The following is a 23,701-nucleotide window of genomic DNA, read 5'->3' as shown; positions in this document are numbered from 1 at the left end:
AGCTATTACTAGAAAGATCAAAATTTGATTTCTATTTTTTTTTGCTAACTGAATTCGTCATTGTTGAAAAGTTGGACTAAATAATTTTTCAGCTTCGGTATGATAGATTCAGAAGAAAAATGTTGATACAATTCTATAGCTCTGTCTTTAAGAGCTTTGTTTGGTGGTTGGGTGAACAAATCAGGTCTGACATCTACAAGGTGTATCGAATCATGTTCAACACCATCCTCAAACATATTCCAATCTTTCTTTACGATCCAAGGCGAAAAAATAGTGAAGGTTGGGACATCAAGTGCTTTAGCCATGTTTACAGCACCTCCTTCATTTCCTATCAGAGCATTACAATGAAATAATATAGCAATAAAACCTCGTAAACTTTTTGCATATACATTAAAATGAATACGTTGTTGTGTTCTCGGTAATGTGAGGTCGTATATCGCTTTGGCCTCTTTTTCCTGACTAGGGATATAGTTAAAAAGAATATTTGCTTCTGTGATCCCTGCAACTTCATCTATTATTTTGGCCATGTATTTTGGCGGTAGTGTTTTTCTTTCTTCACTACCCAAAACACTGATCATGATCAATGGGTCATTGCAATTGATACCATTAGAAGCCAAAAATTCTTTGGCAGTTGCTATCTCTTCTTTGTCAAGAAAGATTTTAGGTTTTAATATTTCAGTAGCAATCCGATGTTCGGGAATGACCAACCGTAATCTATTTTCGATAGCGGTGCTGGCATTGGTAAGTGGCTTGGATTTTCTATGGATAACTTGTGTGTATAGAAGTTGCGTGTACCACTTGTAAAAGGAGATTCTTTTTGGAGCCCCGGAGAATAATGCGATCAGGTTGCTTTCTAGTTTGCCAAATGCATCGATAACCATATCGTATTTTTCTCTTCTGACTTGCTTCAAAAAGCGATATAATGCTTTCTTGCTATCCCTGTATTCTTGCTTGAATTCAATAATGTTATCAAAAAAGGGATTATTCTTGATAACTGGTTTGGCATTAGAATAGACCAGGTAGTCAACAGTACTATCAGGATACTCTTTTTTAAGGCTCTCACAAATTACTGTGCTCGTGAGAACATCACCTATCATTTTCTGTTGAACAACAAGAATTTTCATATATGATTGATCAAAATAGTTGAGCTTGTCAAACCAGAGACAAGCTCAATTTTTTATATAGCTAACCTCTTATACTGCAACATCGTATTCACGAAGAGCATCGTTTAAAGAAGTTTTCTTATCGGTACTTTCTTTACGTTTTCCAATAATTAATGCACAAGGTACATTATATTCTCCAGCAGCAAATTTTTTGGTATAGCTTCCTGGAATTACTACTGATCCAGAAGGAACCACTCCTTTTCGCTCTACTGGAGTATCACCAGTAACGTCAATAATTTTGGTAGAGGCTGTAAGTACAACATTAGCACCAAGTACTGCTTCTTTTTCTACTCGAACTCCTTCTACCACGATGCAACGAGAACCTATAAATGCATTGTCTTCAATAATAACGGGAGCGGCTTGTAAAGGTTCTAATACACCTCCGATACCAACACCACCACTAAGGTGAACATTTTTTCCAATTTGAGCACAACTTCCTACCGTTGCCCAGGTGTCTACCATAGTGCCTTCGTCAACATAAGCTCCAATGTTTACATAACTAGGCATCAAGATGGTTCCTGGTGAGATATAAGCTCCGTGGCGAGCAACAGCATTAGGAACTACACGAATGCCTTTCGCTTCATACCCTTTTTTAAGAGGTATTTTGTCATGATATTCAAAAATTCCAGCCTCAAGCGTTTCCATTTTTTGAATAGGGAAATATAAAACAACTCCTTTTTTTACCCATTCATTTACTTGCCAACCTCCTTCGATAGGCTCGGCTACTCTTAGCTCTCCTGCATCTAGTAAATTAACAACTTGCCTTATGGCATCTTGGGTGGCAGCTTCTTTTAAAAGCTCTCTGTTATCCCATGCTTTTTCTATAGTTTCTTTTAGTTGGTTCATCGATCAAAAATTTTGGTAAATATAACAGCTTATATCGAAAAAAATACGGATAAACCATATTTTAGGAAACCATTAATAAATAAGGACTTTTTATAATAAAATCATACTTTTGCAAAAAAAATATGGCAAGGATATTAGCAATTGATTATGGAGCGAAACGATGTGGGATTGCAGTAACCGACGAATCTCAGATTATCGCTTCTGGACTTACCACAGTAGATACAAAAGATTTGCTGTCTTGGTTAGAAGAGTATATGGGAGATGAAGAAGTAGAGCTTTTTGTGGTAGGAGAACCTAAAAGACTGCATGGAGAACCTTCAGAGAGTGAAAAGTTAATTACTCCTTTCTTGAAGAAGCTTAATCAGAAATTTTCGGATATCCCGGTAAAAAGAATTGATGAACGTTTTACTTCAAAAATTGCTTTTAACACCATGATCGAAAGTGGAATATCAAAAAAGAAACGAAGAAACAAGGCTCTGGTAGATCAAATCAGCGCAACGATTATACTGCAGGATTATTTGTATAATCGATAATTATAACATTAACAAGAATCATATGATTTATCCAATTGTAGCGTACGGAGATCCGGTATTGAAGAAAAAGGCAAAAGAGATTGATAAAGACTATCCGGAGCTTGATAAGCTTATTGAAAATATGTTTGAGACCATGTATAATGCACATGGAGTGGGGTTGGCAGCTCCGCAGATTGGACTACCCATCAGAATATTTATTGTAGATGCCGAGCCATTTTCCGAAGATGAAGAATTGTCTGAAGAAGAAGCAAATCTGCTAAAAGATTTCAAGAAAGTATTTATTAATGCAACTATTCTCGAAGAAAAAGATGATGAATGGGCATTTACAGAAGGCTGCTTAAGTATTCCTGATATACGTGAAGATGTATTTCGCAATGAGACAATCGTGATCAAATATTTTGACGAGAATTTTAAGGAGCATACCGAGACTTATGGAGGATTGGCAGCAAGAGTGATTCAACACGAATATGATCATATTGAAGGGATTTTGTTTACGGATAAACTATCCAGCTTAAAAAAGCGTTTGATTAAAGGAAAATTATCAAATATATCTAAAGGAAAAGTAAATGCTGATTACCGCATGCGTTTTCCTCTAGCGAAAAAAGGAAGATAACTAATTTTTATACTTGGTAATGTTTGATTATTTAAAACGAACTACAGATATTTGCCAACTTTGAAGATAAAATTTATGGGTTTAGATAAAATATTAGCAATTTCAGGGAAACCAGGATTGTACGAATTAAAAGCACAAACAAGAACTGGTTTTTTGGCAGAATCTTTACTTGATGGGAAAAGACTGTCGGTAAGCATCAGACATAATGTTAGCGTGCTAAGTGAAATTGCGATTTACACATTTAATGAAGAAGTGCCACTACGCGAAATTTTTCTGAAGATTCAGGAAAAAGAAAATGGAGAGCAAGCGATCAGTCATAAAGAGTCCAAAAACAAATTAGAAGCATATTTTTCTGAGGTATTACCAGATTACGATGAGGATAGGGTATATGTTAGTGATATGAAGAAAGTGATACAGTGGTACAATATTCTCCAATCTAAAGGGATAACAGATTTCTCTGAAGCTGAAGAAGATAAGGCTACTGCAGAAGAAGAGTAACTGAAAAGCGAAATAATTATAGACATTTAAGTCCCGTTGAAAAACGGGATTTATTTTTTGTAATTACTTTTTTCTTTTTTGGGTTGTTAATGGATTATGAATAAGTTCCTAAATATTGCTTCATTTTCGATGTAGCTTTTCGGGACTTCTTTGTATTTTTGCGCAAAATTTTAGGCACAACAAATAAATTTTTAGTTTACATGGCTAATACCAAATATGTTTTCGTAACCGGGGGTGTTTCCTCTTCTTTAGGAAAAGGAATCATTGCTGCCTCATTGGCAAAATTACTTCAAGCAAGAGGTTACAGGGTTACTATACAAAAATTAGATCCTTATATTAATGTGGATCCAGGAACCCTTAACCCTTACGAACATGGAGAATGCTATGTAACTGATGATGGAGCCGAAACGGATCTTGATTTAGGACACTATGAGCGTTTTTTGAATAGAGCTACCTCTCAAGCTAATAATGTGACTACTGGTAGAATCTATCAAAGCGTAATTGAGAAAGAACGAAGAGGAGAGTTTTTAGGAAAAACGGTACAGGTTGTTCCTCATATTACTAATGAGATTAAAGAAAGAATTCAGATTTTAGGAAAAAGCGGAGATTACGATATTGTAATTACCGAAATAGGAGGTACGGTAGGTGATATTGAGTCCTTACCTTATATCGAAGCAGTGCGTCAGTTAAAATGGGAGTTGGGAGATACCAACGCCATTGTTATTCACTTAACCTTAATTCCATATTTATCAGCAGCTGGGGAGTTGAAAACCAAGCCCACCCAACATAGCGTAAAAACCTTAATGGAAAGTGGTATAAAAGCAGACGTTTTGGTTTGCCGTACAGAACACGAATTATCTGATGATCTTAGAAGAAAACTAGCACTGTTTTGTAATGTAAAGCAGGAAGCGGTAATTCAATCTATAGATGCTTCAACTATTTATGATGTTCCTAATCTAATGCTAGAGGAGGGATTGGATTCTGTAGTGCTTAAGCAATTGGTTTTACGAGAAGACAATACGCCTGATCTCGAAAATTGGAATAAGTTTTTAGCACGACATAAAAATCCAAAATGTGAAATCACCATCGGATTAATTGGTAAGTATGTAGAATTGCAGGATTCTTATAAGTCGATTCTAGAAGCCTTCATTCATGCAGGAGCGGAAAATGAGGTAAAGGTCAATGTAGAAAGTATACATTCGGAATATATAGATGATGCCACTATCAAAGAAAAAATAGCTCATTTGGATGGTATTTTGGTAGCCCCAGGTTTTGGAGAACGCGGTACTGAAGGTAAAATCAAAGCCGTTCAATTTGCCAGAGAAAATGGATTGCCGTTTTTTGGAATCTGTTTAGGAATGCAAATGGCAGTAATTGAATATTCTAGAAATGTATTAGGGCTAAAAGATGCTAGTTCTTCAGAGGTAGATGAAAACACAGAACACCCGGTTATCGATTTGATGGAGGAGCAGAAAAGCATTACCGATATGGGAGGAACAATGCGTTTAGGAGCCTGGGATTGTGAATTAATGGAAGATAGTAAGGTTTTTGAAGCCTATGGAGAAACGGCTATCAAAGAACGTCACCGTCATCGTTATGAGTACAATAATAATTACAAAGAGCAACTGGAAAATGCTGGGTTAAAAACTACTGGAGTAAATCCTAAAACTGGTCTTGTAGAGATTATAGAAATACCTGAACACCCTTGGTTTGTTGGGGTGCAGTATCACCCCGAGTATAAAAGTACGGTGGCCAACCCACATCCACTTTTTATTGCTTTTGTAAAAGCAGCTGTGACATACTCCAAAAGTGATAAAAGTGCCAAAGTGTCACAGGGTTAGGAATTGGCGAGGTAATTGACAATAGAAAGTAACATAAAATTGTAAAGTCAGTCCTTTTCTGTTTTTTTTCAGCATAAAGGGAGTTATACATATCATACATGGAAGAAAAGAAATTTGACCTTAATTCGATTATTGGATTTGCACTTATTTTTGGAATCATCATTTGGATGTTTTATCTAAATCAGCCGACTCCAGAAGAAATTGAGGCAGAAAAAGCAAAACAAGAGCAAGTTGAGGCACAGCAACAACAAACACCAGATAAAACCACCGATTTTGTTACTCAAAGTGAAGCAATCACCGTAAATCCTCAGGATTCGGTAGCTTTAGAACAAGCAAAAGGACAATTAGGAGCTTTTGCATATTCTGCGAGTCTTCCTTCGGCAAAAGATCATAGTACTACAATCGAAAATGATGTATTACTGCTCAAAGTGAATAATAGAGGAGGATATATTTCTGAAGCACTTCTAAAAAACTTCAAAACTTATGATTCGGTTCCTGTATATTTAATCAAAGATGGTAAGAACGCCTCTTTCAATCTTAATTTTGGAACTACCGATAATAGAATCTTAAATACAAAAGATCTGTTTTTTGAGCCAACGGTAACCAAAAATGGCGACAATACTGTGTTGTCTATGAGACTTAAAGTTTCAGATTCAAAGTATCTGGAATACCGATATGAGCTTAAACCTAATGAGTATATGGTTGATTTTACCATTAGATCTCAAGGATTACAACAGGTTTTCAATAGTAGTCAGTCCATCAATATGGATTGGAAACTACAAGGAATGCGTCATGCCAAAAGTGCTGCGTATGAGAATAGATATACCGAAATCGTATACGAATATGATGGAGATAAAGACGATTATTTAGGTCAGGGAGAATTTACAGATGACGAAGAAGAGAATGTGTCTTGGGTTGCTTTCAAACAACATTTCTTTACTTCAATTTTACTTACAGATACTCCATTTAAGAAAGCTTCTTTTACTTCGAAAAATATCGCTAATGCTAGTGATTTGGCAGATAAAGAGATTAAAGTAACCAAAGAGTTTTCGGCTACCATGCCATTGGAACTTCAGGGAGGAGAACTAAATTATGCAATGGATTGGTACTACGGGCCAACAGATTATAGAATCCTGAATGATTACAAAAGAAACTTGGATGAGGTCGTACCTCTTGGATGGGGAATTTTTGGAGTGATCAATAAGTACTTATTTATTCCATTTTTTGATATTTTAAGAAGTTTCTTAGCACCTGGTTTAGCTATCATAGCTTTGACTATCATCGTACGTATTCTTCTTTCTCCGGTAACATACAAATCGTATTTGTCTCAGGCAAAAATGAAGGTCCTACGTCCGGAGATTACAGAGATCAACGAAAAACATAAGGATAATGCCATGAAAAAACAGCAGGAAACTATGGCGTTGTACAGCAAAGCAGGGGTGAATCCTATGAGTGGTTGTTTACCAGCTTTAATGCAAATTCCTGTGTTCTATGCATTATTCAACTTCTTCCCAAGTGCTTTTGAATTGAGACAAAAGAGCTTTTTGTGGGCGGATGATTTATCGAGTTATGATACGATAGCAAGTTTACCTTTCGAAATTCCGTTCTACGGAGATCACATTAGTTTATTCCCAATATTGGCTTCGATAGCGATATTTATTTATATGATGATGACTACAGGGCAAACTATGCAAACGCAACAGCCAGGGATGCCTAATATGAAGTTTATCATGTATCTATCTCCACTGATGATGTTATTTTTCTTTAATAATTATGCGAGTGGATTATCCCTTTACTATTTTGTTTCAAACTTGATTACTATTGGGATTATGCTAGTGATCAAAAATGTAATTATTGATGAAGATAAAATACACGCCAAAATTCAGGAGAATAAGAAGAAACCTAAGAAACAAGGTAGGTTCCAGAAGAAGATGAAAGAATTAATGGAGCAGGCAGAACAGCAACAAAAGCAACAACAAAAAACTAAGAAAAAGTAGTTTCTTACTGATGATAATAAAGAAAGCTCCTTTTTTTAAGGAGCTTTTTTATATTTTGAAATATTTTATACATTTAAAAAGTCAAAGATTGGTATACTTTTTGGAAATTACATTCGTTGAAATAAAGTCCCAAATTAGTTAGTTATGCGAAATGCGTTTTTATTTTGTATTTGTGCTTTTGTCTGTATTACTGTAAGTGGGCAGGAATATAATCAGCTTGATGCTGATGGTAAAAGACATGGAAAATGGCGAAAGCGATACGACAATAGTGATCAGATCCGGTACGAAGGTACTTTTGAACATGGCAAAGAAATAGGAGAGTTCAAATTCTACAAACCTTCTGGAGGAAATAAACCAACAGCCATAAAGACATTTTCAAAAAATAATGATACTGTTTTGGTTAAGTACTATAGCCAAAAAGGAAAGGTCATTAGTGAAGGGAATATGATAGCAAAAGATCGGGTAGGACAATGGAAGTATTACCATAACGGATCTGATAAAATCATGATGACCGAAGAATACAAAGAGGGAAAATTGGATGGGGAGCAACTTACCTATTTCACCAATGGTAAGCTCACCGAAAAAACAACTTATACCCTCGGGAAACGAAATGGTAAACGATTAATTTATTCTGAAAAAGGATTAATGCTTAAAGAGTTTACTTACGAAAATGATCAATTACATGGGTTGACCAAATATTATGATACTGATGGTAACTTGATTATCGAAGGAAATTATAAAAGAGATCGTAAAGATGGGATCTGGAAATATTATACCGACGGGAAATTGACAGAACAGAAAAAGTTTCCACTACAAAACGGAGGTTGATTTCTAGTATTGATTTATAATATACACCTATAGATAAAACCAAAAAGTGATACTTCTGTATTGCTTTTTTTATTTAGTATTTTTGCAGTATAAAAAGTTAACAAATCGATTTTATAGCGTAAAATCAAAGAGTTTTTTAAATGAAGAGAGTAATCGTAGGCCTTTCGGGAGGAGTTGATTCCAGTGTAGCGGCGTACTTGCTTAAAGAGCAAGGATACGAGGTGATTGGTCTGTTTATGAAAAACTGGCACGATGATTCTGTGACTATCTCTGATGAGTGCCCGTGGCTAGATGATAGTAATGATGCACTATTAGTAGCAGAGAAATTAGGAATTCCTTTCCAAACGGTAGACCTAAGTGAGCAGTATAAGGAAAGGATTGTGGATTACATGTTTAACGAATACGAGAGAGGGCGTACGCCTAATCCGGATGTTTTATGTAATCGAGAGATTAAGTTTGATGTTTTCTTAAAAATAGCCCTATCTCTTGGTGCGGATTATGTGGCAACAGGTCATTATTGTCGTAAAGAAACCATCCTACAAGATGGGAAAGAAGTTCATCGCTTACTGGCAGGAAAAGACCCTAATAAGGATCAATCTTATTTTTTATGTCAGTTGTCTCAAGAGCAGTTGTCCAAAACATTGTTTCCTGTAGGAGAATTATTAAAGCCCGAAGTACGAGAAATTGCAGCAGCGCAAGATCTGGTAACAGCAGAGAAAAAAGATTCGCAAGGGTTGTGTTTTATTGGTAAGGTACGGTTACCAGAGTTTCTTCAGCAGAAACTACAACCTAAACAAGGAGATATCATAGAGATTTCTTCAAAAGAGGATAAGTATGTGAAAACAATACCTCAATTCAATTCTAAAGTAGAAGAGTTAGAGTTTTTGTCAACCAAGTATAAATACGAAACTACTGAAGGAAAGGTGGTAGGAAAACATCAGGGAGCTCATTACTTTACAAAAGGACAACGTAAAGGGTTAGCTGTTGGAGGTACACCAGAACCACTTTTTGTAATTGAAACCGATGTAGATACCAATGTGATTTATACGGGGCAGGGGAAAGATCATCCTGGGCTTTACAGAAAAGCATTGTTTGTCTCAAACGAAGAATTGCATTGGGTGCGAGAAGATCTTTCATTGGAAGTAGATGAAGAGATGGAAGTAGTGGCACGTATACGTTACAGGCAGCCTTTAGAGAAAGCTCGATTGCATCAGGTAGATTCAGGAATGTATGTGGTTTTTGAAAATGCCCAAAGTGCTATCGCAGAAGGACAGTTTGTAGCTTGGTACCTCGAGGACGAGTTAGTAGGTTCTGGAGTGATTTCGTAATCACAGTTCATAAAAAATCATAAAGCTATATGAGACCCCAAAGGATTTAAATACCTTTGGGGTTTTTAAATATTAATGTATGAATACCATCAAATCACTATTTAATATTGAATATCCAATAGTACAAGGAGGAATGATCTGGGCGAGCGGATGGAGACTGGCTAGCGCAGTAAGTAATACTGGAGGATTAGGGCTTATTGGAGCAGGGTCGATGTACCCAGATGTTTTAAGAGAACACATCCAAAAATGCAAAGAAGCTACAAGCAAACCTTTTGGAGTAAATGTTCCGATGTTGTATCCCAATCTTGAAGAAATTATACAGATCATTATAGAGGAAGGGGTGAAGATTGTATTTACTTCTGCCGGAAACCCAAAAACCTATACCAAACATCTTAAGGATCAGGGGATCACTGTGGTTCATGTGGTGAGTAGCCTTAAATTTGCCCTAAAAGCTCAGGATGCCGGAGTAGATGCTATCGTGGCCGAAGGTTTCGAAGCTGGAGGGCATAATGGTAGAGATGAAACTACTACATTAGCTTTAATCCCAATGGTAAAAGAAAAAATACATATTCCCCTAATTGCAGCTGGGGGTATTGCCACGGGGGCTGCAATGTATGCGGTTATGGCTTTGGGAGCTAATGGAGTGCAGGTAGGAAGTCGTTTTGTTGCTAGTGATGAAGCCTCTTCTCATATGGATTTCAAAAAAATGGTGGTAGATGCCAAAGAAGGAGATACACAGCTTACATTAAAAGAATTGGCACCCGTGCGAATGCTTAAGAATAAGTTTTATCAGGATGTTGCCGAGTTGTATACCAAAGGCCCTTCTGTAGAAGACTTAAAAAACTTATTGGGTAGAGCCAGAGCAAAACGCGGTATGTTCGAGGGAGATCTTGAAGAAGGAGAGCTCGAAATAGGACAAGTTTCAGGATTGATACATGATATCAAACCTGCAGCAGAGATTATTCAGGATATGATATCTGAATTCAAGAATACCAAAAACAAAATGGATCAACTCGCTATCTAACAACTCTTATGAACTCTAGAAAGGATCAATTACAAGCATTTGATAGGTTATTAACCATAATGGATGAGCTTAGGGAGCAATGCCCCTGGGATAAAAAACAAACGCTACAATCATTACGGCATCTTACGATAGAAGAAACGTATGAGCTAGGGGATGCTATATTGGATAATGATCTTGAAGAAGTAAAAAAAGAGCTTGGTGATCTGTTACTCCATATTGTTTTTTATGCAAAAATAGGAAGTGAAACACAAGATTTTGATATTGCCGATGTTGCCAATGAAATTTGTGAAAAATTGATCAACAGACATCCACATATTTATGGTGATGTTGAAGTGAATGATGAAGAAGATGTGAAACGAAATTGGGAAAACTTAAAGCTCAAAGAAGGCAAAAAGAGCGTGCTAGAAGGGGTGCCTAAATCATTACCAGCAGTAGTAAAGGCCAGTAGGATTCAAGATAAAGTCGCAGGAGTAGGGTTTGATTGGGAAGAACCGCATCAAGTGTTTGATAAGTTGAAAGAAGAGTTAGAAGAACTACAGCATGAAATAAAAGTTGGAGATGCCGAAAAAATGGAATCAGAATTTGGAGACGTAATGTTTTCTATGGTGAATTACGCCAGGTTTTTGAATATTAACCCCGAGGATGCACTAGAGCGTACGAATAAAAAATTCATAAAACGATTTCAATACCTTGAGCAAAAGGCTAAAGAACTCAATAAAAGCCTTAAGGATATGACATTATCAGAAATGGACGTGTATTGGGAGGAAGCCAAGAAATTATAAATTTATATAGACTACAAATAAAATAGTTCCCCATCGATATCATATAGTAACGATGGGGAACTTCATATATAAAGGGGGCATGTTAAGGATTACGGTTTGAAAATCTTTTTGATTTGTGTACGACCATCAATGGTAATCTTACAAAGATAAATTCCTGAAGAACGTATTTGATTACTGCCCAAATCAATACTATGTTTACCTTGTTTTACTACCGCATCGAAAATTACTTCTGAAGCACCATACAAATTAATAAGCTCTATAGTGATCATACTTTTTTCGGTTTTGGTGTACCATGATAGCGTTGAATTAGCAGTAACGGGATTAGGATTGATATTGAAGGTGGTGGTTAAAAAACTAGTTTCATCTGCTTTGCTGGTACTAGGTTTTGTATCATGCCAAACACCATTATAATACCATCCATCTGTACAACGATTGAGATCTCCTGTTTGCGAGGCTCCATTATTACTGAAAATCATATTTGCACAGTTGGTGTTTGTAAATGTATATCTGTACCACCCTTCGGTATCTTCTATCATGAGCTCTCCCGGCCAGGAAGTGGTGAGTGCAGATGGCGTAGTATTCCAGTAATAAATAGATGGGTTACTAAAAGTGTCAGATTTAAAGTATACAGTCAGATCATTGCCCCCCTCTTCGGGGTTAGAGTCATACCATACACCATTAAAATACCAACCGTTTCCGCATCGATTTTGATCAGTGGTTTGATTACTTCCATTATCGCTAAAAATCAAATTGGTACAACTTACATTGGCTAAGGTATAACTAAACCAACCGTTCCCAATATCTTGCATTGATTCTCCTGGCCAGCTTGTAGAAATATCTGCCGGACTAGTATTCCAAAAATATATTTCGGGAGTATTAAGATTGCCTTTATAGTAGATCGTCATACCACCTGAGCTTGGTTGAAAGGTAAAAGTATTTTCAACTACAGAAGACGATAGACCTTCGCTATCGTATGCAATTGCTTTTAAGGTCGTATTTTGATTCAGAGTAATAGCAGACGAGTATACATTGGAAGAAGTTGACGGTTCGTCACCGTTAGTGGTGTAGTAAATAGTAACACCACTAGGGTTGTTATCGCCTGCAGTAAGCGTTATGGTTATATTTTCGCCTTCAACAAAAGATCCTCCTTCTGGAGACATAGCCAAAGTAGGAGGGGTATTTGTATTCCCGCCTGGTTGGGTGTCGTACCATGTTCCGTTATCATACCAACCGTCTCTATCTCTAGAAAGATCTGGGGTTTTATTACTGGCGTTATCACTAAACAACAAATTAGTACTATTGACACCTTCAAAAATGTATTCATACCATTCCGAATTGCCTACTTGTGTCATTATAGGTCCTGGCCAGTTACTAGGAGGGAGTACATCGGGAGATTCATTCCAATAATGCACATTTACCTGGGACCAACTCGCTGGCTTTTTAAAATAAATATGAAGACCTTCGATGGGGCCAATCGTATAGTTTTTGGTAATAATATCGGAAGCAGTACCGTTGGTGTCAAATACGACTGCCTTAATGGTTGTAGATTCGGTTATAGTAAAGCGTCCTGCATATCGTGTACTAGATGCATTTGGATTGCTGCCATCGGTAGTATAAAAGATATCGTAAGGTCCACCAGCTCCGCCAAGCCCTTCCATAGAGATCTCTATTGGATCCTCAGAACGACTTATGTTTGGATTCACTACTGCTATTGGATTCGAGGGACCATTAACACAATTTTCAAAAAAACCACCACCACAACTTCCAATTAATCCTGGACCATTGAGCACATATATCCCGGCAGATCCCGAAGTAACCGAAAAATTTAGCGTTCCGTTAGAAGCGGCAATTTCCCGACCTGTAACGGCATCTCTATAAATTCCGTTTGTCATTCCTGAAATTGAAAAAGAAGCACCACCGTCTTTGGCAAGTCCGACAGCAACTTCACTATTTTGATATACTCTTCTGTAGGCTACTGCATTTCCTGGGGCGTTTTTCCAGCTCCATGCACCTTTTTGCAAAGCAGGAACTGCTTTACGGATAGCATTTAGCTTTTTGATATGTTGATAGATGGTATGACTAGAGGCTTGATCAATAGCATCTCCATAGTAGGCTCTACCCGTTTCATTAATAGATCGTTGTATTCCTGAAGCATCATGAATATCTGCAAATTCTCCTGCTTTAAATCTCATTTCGGTACCATAATATACCGATGGAATACCTCTCCAGGTAAACATAAAATTCATACAGGCTGCAAGGTTTTCATCACTACCTCCATAACGTCTGTTCCAATCATTATTAGGTCCAAAATCATGATTGTCTAGCCAGGTTACTAATGTCGAAGGGTCGCTATAAAGATGGTCATATCTAGCTGCCGCTTTTACCGTAGGGAAGGATTGACCTTCTTCAAAAGTACCATGAAAAGTAGCTTCTCCATAAAAATCAAGAACAGCCATATCAAGAGGCGCAGAGTTGTTTACGGCTCCTCTCCAGGTATAATAGTGTGGGTTGATCTCCTCAACAGGGTGTAACTCATGTCTTTTTTGGGCTACCTCACCAAAAATGAAAAGGTCTGGGTTGATTGCTTTAAAAGCGTCATAGAAATAGATGACATCCTCTCTGCTCATGTGTTTTATAGTATCCCATCGAAATGCGTCTACACCCATGTTAATAAAAGTTGCATAGGCATTTACTAGGTAGTCTCGAACCGCTTGACTACCTGTGTTTAAATCGGGCGTATCACCTGCCAATGCTCTGTTATATAGATTTTCTATATCATCAAATCCTTGTGCAAAACCATTTCCCGAATGGTGGTACCAATCAGGATCAGAAGTGTCTACATAGTTTTCTTTACTAGGGAAATTAAATGCTGCTAGATTTTGGTTATACGGTGGAGGCATTTTGGCCAGATTGGCTCTACTCCATATCAATCCATCTTCGGGATTAGGAGTTAGTCCATCATATTCCCAATTGGGATTATCTGGAGCATACCAGCTTGCATCGGGATCTGTATTGTATTTAATTTCCGCCACATCTTTGATTCCAAACCTTCCTGCATGGTTGGTAACAACATCCAAAACGATTTTCATATCCCTGGCATGGATCTCATTGATCAAATCCTGAAAAGTGGCACCGGGAGATTCTAATCTGGGATCTACTTTGGTAAAATCCCAGGCGTGATAGCCATGATAATCCAGAGGACTACGGTTATGAACGATAGGGGTAATCCAAATAGCGGTAAAACCAAGATCTTTGATATAATCCAGTTTTTGAATCAACCCTTTGAAATCTCCTCGCCAAGTCACATCGTTGGGATCTGTGATTGAAGGATTAATGGTAGGATCGGGATTGTACGAAGACCATTCGGTAGGAGCATTGTTACTTTGATCGCCGTCAAAAAAACGGGTAGTCATCAAAAAGTAAATGGTTTCTTCTCTGAAATCTGTTTGTCCTTGTGTAATAAGTGGAACAAAATAAACCGTGCAACAGCTAAGTATAGCTGTCGCTTTGAGTAATAACTTTTTCATTAGTGTTGTTCTTGTGTTGATTGTGTGTAAAAAAATTAACCATATAATTGTGAATTATGTAATTAATCTTGTCAATAAATATTGATTTAGCAATTTAGGTAAAATCTTAGGGCTGTTAGAATGGCCGTGTATGCGAAAACGTTTTCGTGTTGATAAATCACAGAAACTTCATGTTTTTTTACATGTATAAAAAATAAAAGAAGTGTTATTTTTTTAGACGGAAATATGCTTTGGGAATCTTTAGTTCTTGATAATCAAAGTGTTTGTTGATCCATTGTACTGTTTTGTCAGAATAAAAAAACACATGTGTAGCATCATTTTTATACCACCAGGATTCGAAATTTATAGAGGAGGAATAGAGATTGGTTTTACAAAATAAAATTCCTCCTGGCTTTAATAGGGAATATAACCGTGCAAATTCCTTTGATGGTTGATAAAAGTGCTCTATAACCTCACAGGAAACGATATAATCATAGGTGTGTTCTAAAGCGTTGGTGTTTGGATCAAAAAAAGGATCATAAGTCTCGATGTTATATCCTTTCTTTCTTAGAAGTGATGTAATTACTGAATTTGTTCCAGAGCCAAAATCTAGTCCCAAATCATCTGCCTCAAAATTTTTCAAAACAGCATCGACAAGCGGAGATACAAAGTCCTGGTACCCTTCGTCATCGACATCGTTTTGGTGCAATTGATAACGTTCTTTTTCTTTTTCTTCGGATAATAGGAAAGAAGGATCCAGAAAAATACCATCACATACAGTACAGCGATAGTATATTCTTTGGTGTGTTTCAGAAAAAAGTTGACTTTGTGATTGACAAAGCGGACAGTGCATGCTACAATTGTTTGATCTTTTTCAATTTAGCTTTCCACACTTCTAAGTTTTCACGATGTTTTGCAATGTTTTTCTGTACTTCCTGAACCAGAGGATTGTCGTCTTTTGCATTTTTAAAGAATTGAAGATTATTCTCTAGCTGTCGTATCTCACCATTTACATCATCAATTTTCTTACGAATAAAGTTTTGCTCATTACGTAGTGCTCTATCATCACTTTGATTGGATAAAGAATTAAGTTTGTTTTCGTATTTAATGAGTTCGGTTTCGGTACGTGTCAAGTTTAGTTGCGCAAAAAGCCCGTCTAATATTTTGTTATATTCGGATTCTATGTTCTTGTGTTTGTATGGTACTCTACCCAGTGTTTTCCACTGTGCAATATTGTCTTTTATGGTTTGTAAGTCTGCTTCAGGATCTCCAACAAGTTTAATCGAGGAGATAGCTTCAATATGTGCTTGCTTCTTTTCTAGAGCGACTAGTTCTTCCTTGTTAGCTTCATTTCGCTCGGCATGCAAACGATCAAAATAAGCATTACAAGCATCTTTAAAGCGTTTCCATATGCGATCACTATCTTTTCGCGGCACATGACCTATTTTTTTCCAATCCGCCTGAATTTTTTTCATCAACGGAGTGGTAGTACTCAGATCTTCATTATCCTTATTATCTTCAGCAATTTTGATCAGTTCCATCTTTTTATTTAGATTTTCGAACTGCTCTTTTTCAAGCTCTTGTAAAAGGCATTTTTGTTTCGGTTAAACTCTCTTACTGCAGTTTTGAATTCGCTCCAAGTTTGTTCGTTAACCGCAGATGGAACTTTTCCTGCCTTGAAAAATTCTTCCCTTAAAGCTTCAATCTCTTTTATCTTTTGTTGCCATCCACTATGATTCCTTGGGTGATCGGAACCTACCGCAATGATTTTTTGGATAATTTCTTGTTTCTTTTCAAGGTTTACTTCATATACCTTATCTAGTTCCTTAAAATATTGCTGACGGTTTTCATGAATTTGCTTGGTAAGGCCACTAAACTTCTCCCAGATCGGTTCTCTGTATTCTTTACCTACTGGACCAAGATCTTCTTTCCACATTTTGTGAAGCAGCTGCAGTTCTCTAAAAGCCCTATTTACATCGGTTTCCTGAGCCAATTCTGTGGCTCGTTCAATAATCTTTAATTTTTGTTCGAGGTTATGTTTAAAATCAAGGTCTCTGAATTCTCGGTTCAAATGCAGAAAATCATAAAAGTTTTCGGTATGGTGGTGATAGGTATTCCATACCGTATTGTATTTATCCCGGGGTATGGGTCCTGCATTACGCCATCTTTCCTGAATACTTTTGAAATGATTATAGGTTGTATTTATATTTTCATCTACATTCAGAAGTCCTTTGAGCTCCTCGATTAGATCTAATCTTCGGTTAAGATTTTCTTGAAGATCTCTTTTTAAGTTTTGGTAATACGCATTGCGTTTTTCTTTGTAGTCAAAATAAACAGAGTTGAATTCTTTTTTTCTGGAGTAGAGTAGTAGAAGTCTATAATATCACCTCCATCAGCAAGGAACTCTTCCTTTTTTTGTTCTACTTCTTCGTTAAATTTTGCGCTAAACTCATTTCTGATTTCTTCAACATGTTCTTTGATAGCCTGCACTTTTTCATTTTTTACCAAAAAACGTAACTCTTTAATGAGCTCTTCTTTGCTCATTGCATGGTAATCTTTCTTTTCGATGTCATGACTTTCAAGAGTGCTTTCGTCTTCGCTGTGTTCTGCTACAGCTTCATCCATTTGATTCTGGACATGGTCTTCTTTTTCAACACTGGTTTCAGATGTTGTTTCTTGAGCAGATGTTTCTTCGGTACTTTCGTTTTCTGTATTCGAGGTAGGATCAGTTACTTCAGGTTCAGTATTTTCAGGGACTTCGGTTTCTGATGTTGTCACCTGATCTTCTTGATCTTGATGTACTGGATCTTCAATCTTTGTTTCAAGAATATCTATCTTATTTTCTTTATCTCCATCTGCTTTAGGCAGGTTATCCTGTGTTGACATTGTGCGAACGTTTTTGTTTGTCTGAGCTTAAACATCACTAAGATACTAACATATTAGGTAACCTCAAAGGGATTGAGGGTGTTTTAGGAATAACGAAATGTATATTAAGTAAGAATTTTAAGACAAAATCAGGTTTTACAGGCTGTTCCAAATCTCCCAAGCTTTTTGTGCTTGAAATATTAACATTTGCAGCCCATTCGCGGTTTGTGCACCTTTTTCTTTTCCTTTTTTTAGGAATACCGTTTCGCTGGGATTGTAAATAAGATCGAACAAAACATGATCCTTTGTTATATATTCGTAAGGAATGTTTGGGTAATTGTCAACATTAGGATGTGTGCCCAAAGGGGTGCAATTAACGATGAGTTTAAACTCCCGGATAATGTCTTCGTCGAGTTCATTATAACTCATTTCGTTAAAATCGGGATTTCTTGAGACAAATGTGTAAGAAATATCCAACTGATTCAAGGAATAGGCTATGGCTTTTGAAGCTCCACCGGTTCCCAGAATTAGTGCTTTTTTGATATTGCTATGTAGGAGAGGTTTTAAGGATTCGGTAAATCCATAATAATCGCTGTTATATCCTATTAGTTTATCGTTGTCGAATCTAATCACATTTACCGCTCCAATGTCTTTTGCCACAGGATCAAGTTCATCCAGATAAGATATCACATCTTCTTTATACGGTATGGTTACATTTAAGCCCGAAATATGGGATGTAGTAAGAATATCTTTGAAATCTTCAATTTGTTTGAGATCAAAGTTTTGGTAAGAGCAATCCAGCTGTTCTTTTTCGAATTTTTCAGAAAAAAACCTCTTGAGAATGAATACCCGATATCCCTACCTAAAAGTCCGTATATTTTTGTCATTTTGAAGTTTTGATCGTTTTTTTACCATACCATTCTAGCCAAAGTACAATTCCTATACCTACCAAAATATAGACTAATGCGATATATGTTTGTAAAGAAGTTACATCTGGGAAAAAGCGATCATAGTTGTCCAAAATAGGATTTCCCTGGGCATCCAATAACGTATTACCTAAAGTATCTGCTTTGTAAATTTTATTTTTCCATGGCCAAACTACGCCGAGAGAACCCGTGATAAATCCAATAATCACTGCAAACGTAGCAGTCTTATAGCGTTTCAATACATATCCAAGGAAATGCGACCAGGTCACTAATCCCATCAGAGAACCAAGGCTAAATACCACCAAAACTTTTAATAGCCTCATTCTTTTTGCGTTTTCGATAAAAGAAAGATCCCAGCGAACAAGATCAGCTATAGTGTCATATAATGCATTAACAGAGTCTACCAGGAGTAATACATAATTTCCTAAAAGGATTAAAATAAAAGAGCCCGATAAACCGGGTAATGTCATTCCGGATACACCTACAATCCCACAGATAAAAACAAAAATAAGGTTGTCATTTTCTTTGGCAGGATCCAAAAGACTAATCGTCACTCCAACAATGGTTCCCAAGGTAATTAAAAGGATGTTTCGCTTACTCCAATCATCAAAATCTTTTACAATATAGTAGATGGAGCCTATGATCATTCCAAAAAAACAAGCCCATACATAAAGTTCGTAATGAATGATTAAGTAATCCAGAATTTTGGATACACTAAAATAACTAATCAACATCCCCAGAATTAATAATCCCAGAAATCTCCCGTTGATATATCTCCAAAAGCTTTTGAACCTAAAGTTGGTAAAAAGTTTAAATGCCTTAAAGTTTATTTTTTGCAGCGAATAAATAAATTCTTCATAAAAACCAGCTACAAATGCTACTACTCCACCAGAAACTCCAGGTACCTTATTAGCCGCTCCCATTGCTAAGCCCTTTATAATAAGGAATATCCTATCTGTAATCGTTCTGGTACTTTGTTGCATATATCAATTGGCCTTTTTTGTGGCTAGACGCTCAAGAGTAAAAATTAATAAAAAACCAATAATTATAAATAGTATTACCAACAATATTTTTGGATCTCCATCAAAGTGACTAGGAAGAATGCTTTTTTCTATAAAAGGAACTTGTATTCCTTCAGAGTTGGTGCGCCAGGAGAGTACTTTTTTCCAGGGCCATAACTTATTAAGGGATCCAATCATGAATCCTGTAAGGATGGCTAAGGTGGTATTTTTATGATTTTTAAACATCCAGTTAAGGACTTTCGAAAACAATTTCAATCCGGCGATAGCACCAAGGGCAATCAATAAAATTTTTAGAATTGCCTGGTATAATAGCTCCCAATCAAAATTTACAATACCATCTCTAAATTGATTTAGAATATCAATAAATGTTTGATAGGCTCCTAAAATTAATAGGATAAAAGCACCAGAGACACCGGGCAATATCATAGCAATAATTGCAATGAATCCGCAAAAAACCAGGTACCAATTGCTATCTGGAGAAGCAAAAGGTTCTGCTATAGTTATAAAATAAGAAACTACCCCAGCAATAATGACTCCTATCCATACTTTTGGGGTCCATTTGGTGATTTGTTTTCCTATGTAAAATATACTAGCAATTACCAAACCAAAGAAAAACGCCCAGAGTAATAAGGGTTGGTTGTGTAATAACCATTTGATGAGTTTGGCTAAGGAAAGAATACTAATAGCTATACCCAAAAATAAAGCTACTAAAAAAGATAGGTTGTATTTTTTCCACGATACCAGAAAACCTTCTTTTTTCCAGGTTTTGAAGAAACCGAGATCAAGTGAGTTGATGGTTTCAATTAATTCTTCATAAATACCAGATATAAAGGCGATGGTTCCTCCAGAAACACCAGGTACAACATCTGCTGCGCCCATGGCTAGCCCTTTAACCGAAATCACTAGGTAGTCCTTAAGATTTCTATGCATTCTTTTTGTTTTGGTTATAGTCAAACAAATGTATGCATTTTTATGATGGAATACGAGAAGAAAAAAGGTGTTTATTTCTTTTACTTGGTGTATTCTGAGACGATATTTTTTACCAGGGTAAGGTTGTATACTTTTTCGAATAATTCCTCTAATACGATTAGATATTCATGATCCGTAGCGAGTCCTTTTCTCAAATGGAATTCTCCTTTTTCAAAATCGGCGTTTTCATAATACAGCCCAGCTAATCGATAATGAATTTCAGCATTTTCGGGATAGAATTCTACCGCTTGGTGCAGGTTCTGAATAGCTGCTTTGGGTTCTCCTAAAAAACGTAAAATATCAGATCTGTTGTTCCAGGTTTCCAGTTCATAATTACCTAATTCGATGGCTTTACGATACCCTCTTTCTGCTTCTTCAAAAAACGCAAGCTTATTATTGATTTTTGCATATCGTTTCCAATACAACACGTTTTCTGAATCTATATTGATGGCTTTATTGATATAGTATAGTGCTTTCTGGTAATTACGTTTTCTCATATAGAAATCGGTGATTGCAATCCACCCTTTATCTAATAAGGGATCTTCGTGCACTGTTTTGGTATAATGCTGAAGTGCCAAATCATCATTACCTAATTTTTCAAAACATTTACCGATACGCAATAAGGCAAAAGAAGTAGGGTCATCTAATTCTAGCGTGATTCTATAATTTTCTATAGCCTCATTATTCCGGTTTAGCTTTTCCAGCACTTTTCCTTTTTCCAGATAAGCTCCAATAAAATATTCATCACTAATAATAGCAAAGTCAAAAGCTGCTAACGCCTTTTCATAATCTTTTAAATCAAAATATTGTTTTCCAACCTGGTGCCATGCTACTTCGCAATAAGGATTTTTGTCCAGAAACATATTGAGGTAGTCAATGGCCTCCTCGTGTTGTTCCAGAAAATCAAAACAATAAATCACATTATACAAAGCAGAGTAATCTTGATCGTCTGCTTCGAGACATCTCATGAAATTTGTTTTTGCATTTTCAAAATCGTCCATAAACAGATATTCCATTCCTATCAATGAATAAACATCTGCAGGGTCATTCGTATATTGAAGCGCCATGTTTAATAATTCTATGGCTTTTTTATGTTCGTTTTGTTTGGATAAAATATTGGCTTTTTGAATATAGATTTCTTCATTCTCTGGCTCTATGGCATGCAATTGCGCTAGCAAATTATCCGCTTTTTCCAATCGATCTTCAAAAACCAATACTTCTACTTGTAGTAATTTCAAGTTTACAGAAGATGGGTGTTGAGAAAGTCCTAAAGAGATCGCTTTTTTAGCTTTGGCAATTTTTCCATTTTCAAGATAATGATGGATAATAGACTCAAATTCATCAGAATCAAAAAACTTCACATCATTAGATCTCAGCATAGACTCATATCGAGTAATTGAGAAATTATTTTCTTCTTCGTGGTTAAATTTCATACACGTTGATTAAAGATGCTCAATAAATGGACAGTAATGTCAAATAGATTTTGTTTTCCCCAACAAAAACGAATAATTAATACATCCCATACTTCATTTATTTTCGCACTATTGATTTCCTCAGTATTAAAATTACAAATGAAATTGCAAGTTTGAACTTGAGCAATCAATTGTTTTTAACAAACTAATTAACAAAATATGTACCATTTGTAAAATGACCATATTTTGTCAGTCACTATGAGTTTTTAGAAAAGAGTAAGGATTGTGTGTTTAGTCGGAATAGTAGCTTTAAGATAACATTTTTGAGGACAAAATGCTAATTTTTAACTAGTTTTCTTTCTTGTAAGAGCTCATCTAATACAGAGGTGATGATGGCGCAACCTTCTTTTATTTCTGCTGTAGAAATGGTAAGAGGAGGGGTAATGCGTACTGCTCTTGGCTCAAATAACAACCAGAATAGGATAAGTCCTTTATCCTGACATCGTAGTACTACTTCGTTCGTAATTTCTGAAGAAGGAGTCATAAAAGCTAACATGAGTCCGATTCCTCTAATTTCTTCAATCAAAGGGTGTACCAGCAAAGATCTGAATAGTTGTTCTTTTTCCAGCGTTTCTGCCATTAAGTCACTCTCGGTAATTTCTTGTAATGTTGCCAATGCTGCTGAAGCAATAACCGGATTGCCTCCAAAAGTGGTAATATGACCTAGTTTTGGTTGATCTTGTAAAGTATTCATGTGGTCTTCCGAAGCCGTAAAAGCTCCAATAGGTAGTCCTCCTCCCATACCTTTACCCATAACCACAATATCGGGAGTAAGTCCATAATTTTGAAAGCCAAATAGCTTACCAGTTCTTCCGAACCCTGGTTGTATTTCATCCAGTATCAGAAGTGCTCCAACTTCATGACATCGTTTACTGACTTTTCTGAGATAGTCATTACTTGGAGTAATAAAACCAGCACCACCCTGTATTGTTTCCAAAATTACTCCAGCCGTACTTGTAGTAATCTGCTCGAGTTCTTGTTCGTTATTAAACGTGATGAATTTGATATCGGGTATTAAGGGTCTAAATGCTTGTTTGCGTTCTTCATACCCCATAACACTCATGGATCCCATGGTGTTTCCATGATAGGCGTGCTTTGCTGCAATGATTTCACTTCGTCCGGTAACCCTTCGTGCTAATTTTAGAGAACCTTCAATGGCTTCGGTACCTGAGTTGGTTAAATACGTTTTTGACAGAGGAGTAGGTAGGTGATGTGCGAGTAATTTAGTCAATGCTACCGCTGGTTCCTGGATATACTCACCGTACACCATTACATGAAGATATTTATCAAGTTGCTCCTTTATGGCTTCTACAACTTTAGGATGCCTGTGTCCCAAGCTACATGCAGATACTCCAGCTACAAAATCTAAATATCTTTTACCAGCACGATTATAGATATAAGAACCTTCGGCATGTGATATTTCCATGGCCAATGGGTGAGGTGTGGTTTGTGCCTGATATTTTAAAAAGTCCTCTTTCAAGATACGAT

20 protein-coding genes and 2 pseudogenes are annotated in these 23,701 nt (G+C 36.5%); 9 read left to right on the top strand and 13 right to left on the bottom strand.

Going from position 1 to position 23,701, the window contains the following annotated elements:
* Positions 1 to 44: 44 nt before the first annotated feature.
* Positions 45 to 1,124, bottom strand: a complete 1,080-nt coding sequence (locus tag AC0L3Q_RS17085; RefSeq protein ID WP_473281290.1) for a glycosyltransferase family 9 protein — start codon at positions 1,122 to 1,124, stop codon at positions 45 to 47.
* A 69-nt stretch (positions 1,125 to 1,193) separates the two neighbouring features.
* Complete coding sequence (locus AC0L3Q_RS17080) at positions 1,194 to 2,009, bottom strand: 2,3,4,5-tetrahydropyridine-2,6-dicarboxylate N-succinyltransferase (protein WP_473281288.1); 816 nt, start codon at positions 2,007 to 2,009, stop codon at positions 1,194 to 1,196.
* A gap of 122 nt (positions 2,010 to 2,131) precedes the next feature.
* On the opposite strand from AC0L3Q_RS17080, the gene ruvX reads away from it, so the two are divergent.
* The 9 genes from ruvX (at position 2,132) to mazG (ending at position 11,453) form a co-directional block, all read left to right on the top strand.
* Positions 2,132 to 2,542 (top strand): Holliday junction resolvase RuvX, encoded by a 411-nt coding sequence (gene ruvX / locus AC0L3Q_RS17075; RefSeq protein WP_073320382.1) that lies wholly within the window; start codon positions 2,132 to 2,134, stop codon positions 2,540 to 2,542.
* 22 nt (positions 2,543 to 2,564) lie between these two features.
* Positions 2,565 to 3,155 carry a peptide deformylase gene (gene def / locus AC0L3Q_RS17070; protein WP_473281286.1) on the top strand — a complete coding sequence of 197 codons (591 nt, stop codon included), beginning with the start codon at positions 2,565 to 2,567 and terminating at the stop codon, positions 3,153 to 3,155.
* Positions 3,156 to 3,230: 75 nt separating this feature from the next.
* On the top strand, positions 3,231 to 3,653 hold the full coding sequence (locus AC0L3Q_RS17065; RefSeq protein WP_473281285.1) for a DUF5606 family protein: 423 nt from the start codon (positions 3,231 to 3,233) through the stop codon (positions 3,651 to 3,653).
* A 200-nt stretch (positions 3,654 to 3,853) separates the two neighbouring features.
* On the top strand, positions 3,854 to 5,494 hold the full coding sequence (locus AC0L3Q_RS17060; protein ID WP_473281283.1) for a CTP synthase: 1,641 nt from the start codon (positions 3,854 to 3,856) through the stop codon (positions 5,492 to 5,494).
* 98 nt (positions 5,495 to 5,592) lie between these two features.
* Complete coding sequence (yidC, locus tag AC0L3Q_RS17055; protein WP_473281281.1) at positions 5,593 to 7,491, top strand: membrane protein insertase YidC; 1,899 nt, start codon at positions 5,593 to 5,595, stop codon at positions 7,489 to 7,491.
* Between the two features lie 144 nt (positions 7,492 to 7,635).
* Positions 7,636 to 8,319: a toxin-antitoxin system YwqK family antitoxin gene (locus AC0L3Q_RS17050; RefSeq protein ID WP_473281280.1), complete on the top strand. Its 684-nt coding sequence runs from the start codon at positions 7,636 to 7,638 to the stop codon at positions 8,317 to 8,319.
* Positions 8,320 to 8,459: 140 nt separating this feature from the next.
* Positions 8,460 to 9,647, top strand: coding sequence for a tRNA 2-thiouridine(34) synthase MnmA (gene mnmA, locus AC0L3Q_RS17045; protein WP_473281278.1), 1,188 nt, complete (start codon positions 8,460 to 8,462; stop codon positions 9,645 to 9,647).
* 79 nt (positions 9,648 to 9,726) lie between these two features.
* Complete coding sequence (locus AC0L3Q_RS17040) at positions 9,727 to 10,671, top strand: NAD(P)H-dependent flavin oxidoreductase (RefSeq protein ID WP_473281276.1); 945 nt, start codon at positions 9,727 to 9,729, stop codon at positions 10,669 to 10,671.
* An 8-nt stretch (positions 10,672 to 10,679) separates the two neighbouring features.
* On the top strand, positions 10,680 to 11,453 hold the full coding sequence (mazG, locus tag AC0L3Q_RS17035; protein ID WP_473281274.1) for a nucleoside triphosphate pyrophosphohydrolase: 774 nt from the start codon (positions 10,680 to 10,682) through the stop codon (positions 11,451 to 11,453).
* An 89-nt stretch (positions 11,454 to 11,542) separates the two neighbouring features.
* On the opposite strand, the gene AC0L3Q_RS17030 is transcribed toward mazG, so the two are convergent.
* The 11 genes and pseudogenes from AC0L3Q_RS17030 to AC0L3Q_RS16980 form a co-directional block, all read right to left on the bottom strand.
* Positions 11,543 to 14,980, bottom strand: a complete 3,438-nt coding sequence (locus tag AC0L3Q_RS17030) for a starch-binding protein (RefSeq protein WP_473281272.1) — start codon at positions 14,978 to 14,980, stop codon at positions 11,543 to 11,545.
* 205 nt (positions 14,981 to 15,185) lie between these two features.
* Positions 15,186 to 15,812 (bottom strand): methyltransferase domain-containing protein, encoded by a 627-nt coding sequence (locus tag AC0L3Q_RS17025; protein ID WP_473281270.1) that lies wholly within the window; start codon positions 15,810 to 15,812, stop codon positions 15,186 to 15,188.
* Position 15,813: 1 nt separating this feature from the next.
* Positions 15,814 to 16,500 carry a DUF349 domain-containing protein gene (locus AC0L3Q_RS17020; RefSeq protein ID WP_473281268.1) on the bottom strand — a complete coding sequence of 229 codons (687 nt, stop codon included), beginning with the start codon at positions 16,498 to 16,500 and terminating at the stop codon, positions 15,814 to 15,816.
* A gap of 8 nt (positions 16,501 to 16,508) precedes the next feature.
* A complete protein-coding gene (locus AC0L3Q_RS17015; protein ID WP_473281267.1) occupies positions 16,509 to 17,030 on the bottom strand; it encodes a DUF349 domain-containing protein in 522 nt (173 codons plus the stop codon).
* Between the two features lie 123 nt (positions 17,031 to 17,153).
* A pseudogene (locus tag AC0L3Q_RS17010) lies at positions 17,154 to 17,249 on the bottom strand (hypothetical protein); the annotation flags it as partial.
* Entirely contained in the window at positions 17,246 to 17,845 is a 600-nt protein-coding gene (locus AC0L3Q_RS17005) for a hypothetical protein (protein ID WP_473281265.1), read from the bottom strand. The gene AC0L3Q_RS17005 and the pseudogene AC0L3Q_RS17010, both read right to left, overlap by 4 nt.
* Before the next feature lie 135 nt (positions 17,846 to 17,980).
* Positions 17,981 to 18,711: pseudogene (locus AC0L3Q_RS17000) on the bottom strand (shikimate dehydrogenase family protein).
* The gene (locus AC0L3Q_RS16995; RefSeq protein WP_473281263.1) at positions 18,708 to 19,733 is read right to left on the bottom strand and encodes a DUF368 domain-containing protein; all 1,026 of its coding nucleotides are present in this window, start codon (positions 19,731 to 19,733) and stop codon (positions 18,708 to 18,710) included. The pseudogene AC0L3Q_RS17000 and the gene AC0L3Q_RS16995 overlap by 4 nt, the downstream one beginning before the upstream one ends.
* 3 nt (positions 19,734 to 19,736) lie before the next feature.
* Positions 19,737 to 20,702 carry a DUF368 domain-containing protein gene (locus AC0L3Q_RS16990; RefSeq protein ID WP_473281262.1) on the bottom strand — a complete coding sequence of 322 codons (966 nt, stop codon included), beginning with the start codon at positions 20,700 to 20,702 and terminating at the stop codon, positions 19,737 to 19,739.
* An 80-nt stretch (positions 20,703 to 20,782) separates the two neighbouring features.
* Positions 20,783 to 22,174 (bottom strand): tetratricopeptide repeat protein, encoded by a 1,392-nt coding sequence (locus AC0L3Q_RS16985; protein ID WP_473281260.1) that lies wholly within the window; start codon positions 22,172 to 22,174, stop codon positions 20,783 to 20,785.
* Between the two features lie 316 nt (positions 22,175 to 22,490).
* Positions 22,491 to 23,693, bottom strand: coding sequence for an aspartate aminotransferase family protein (locus tag AC0L3Q_RS16980; RefSeq protein WP_473281258.1), 1,203 nt, complete (start codon positions 23,691 to 23,693; stop codon positions 22,491 to 22,493).
* Positions 23,694 to 23,701: the final 8 nt, after the last annotated feature.

It is taken from the genome of Aquimarina sp. KJ22-3, from assembly GCF_055808215.1.
The sequence above is the reverse complement of the archived record's forward strand: the minus strand, read 5'-3'. Positions and strand labels throughout refer to the sequence as shown.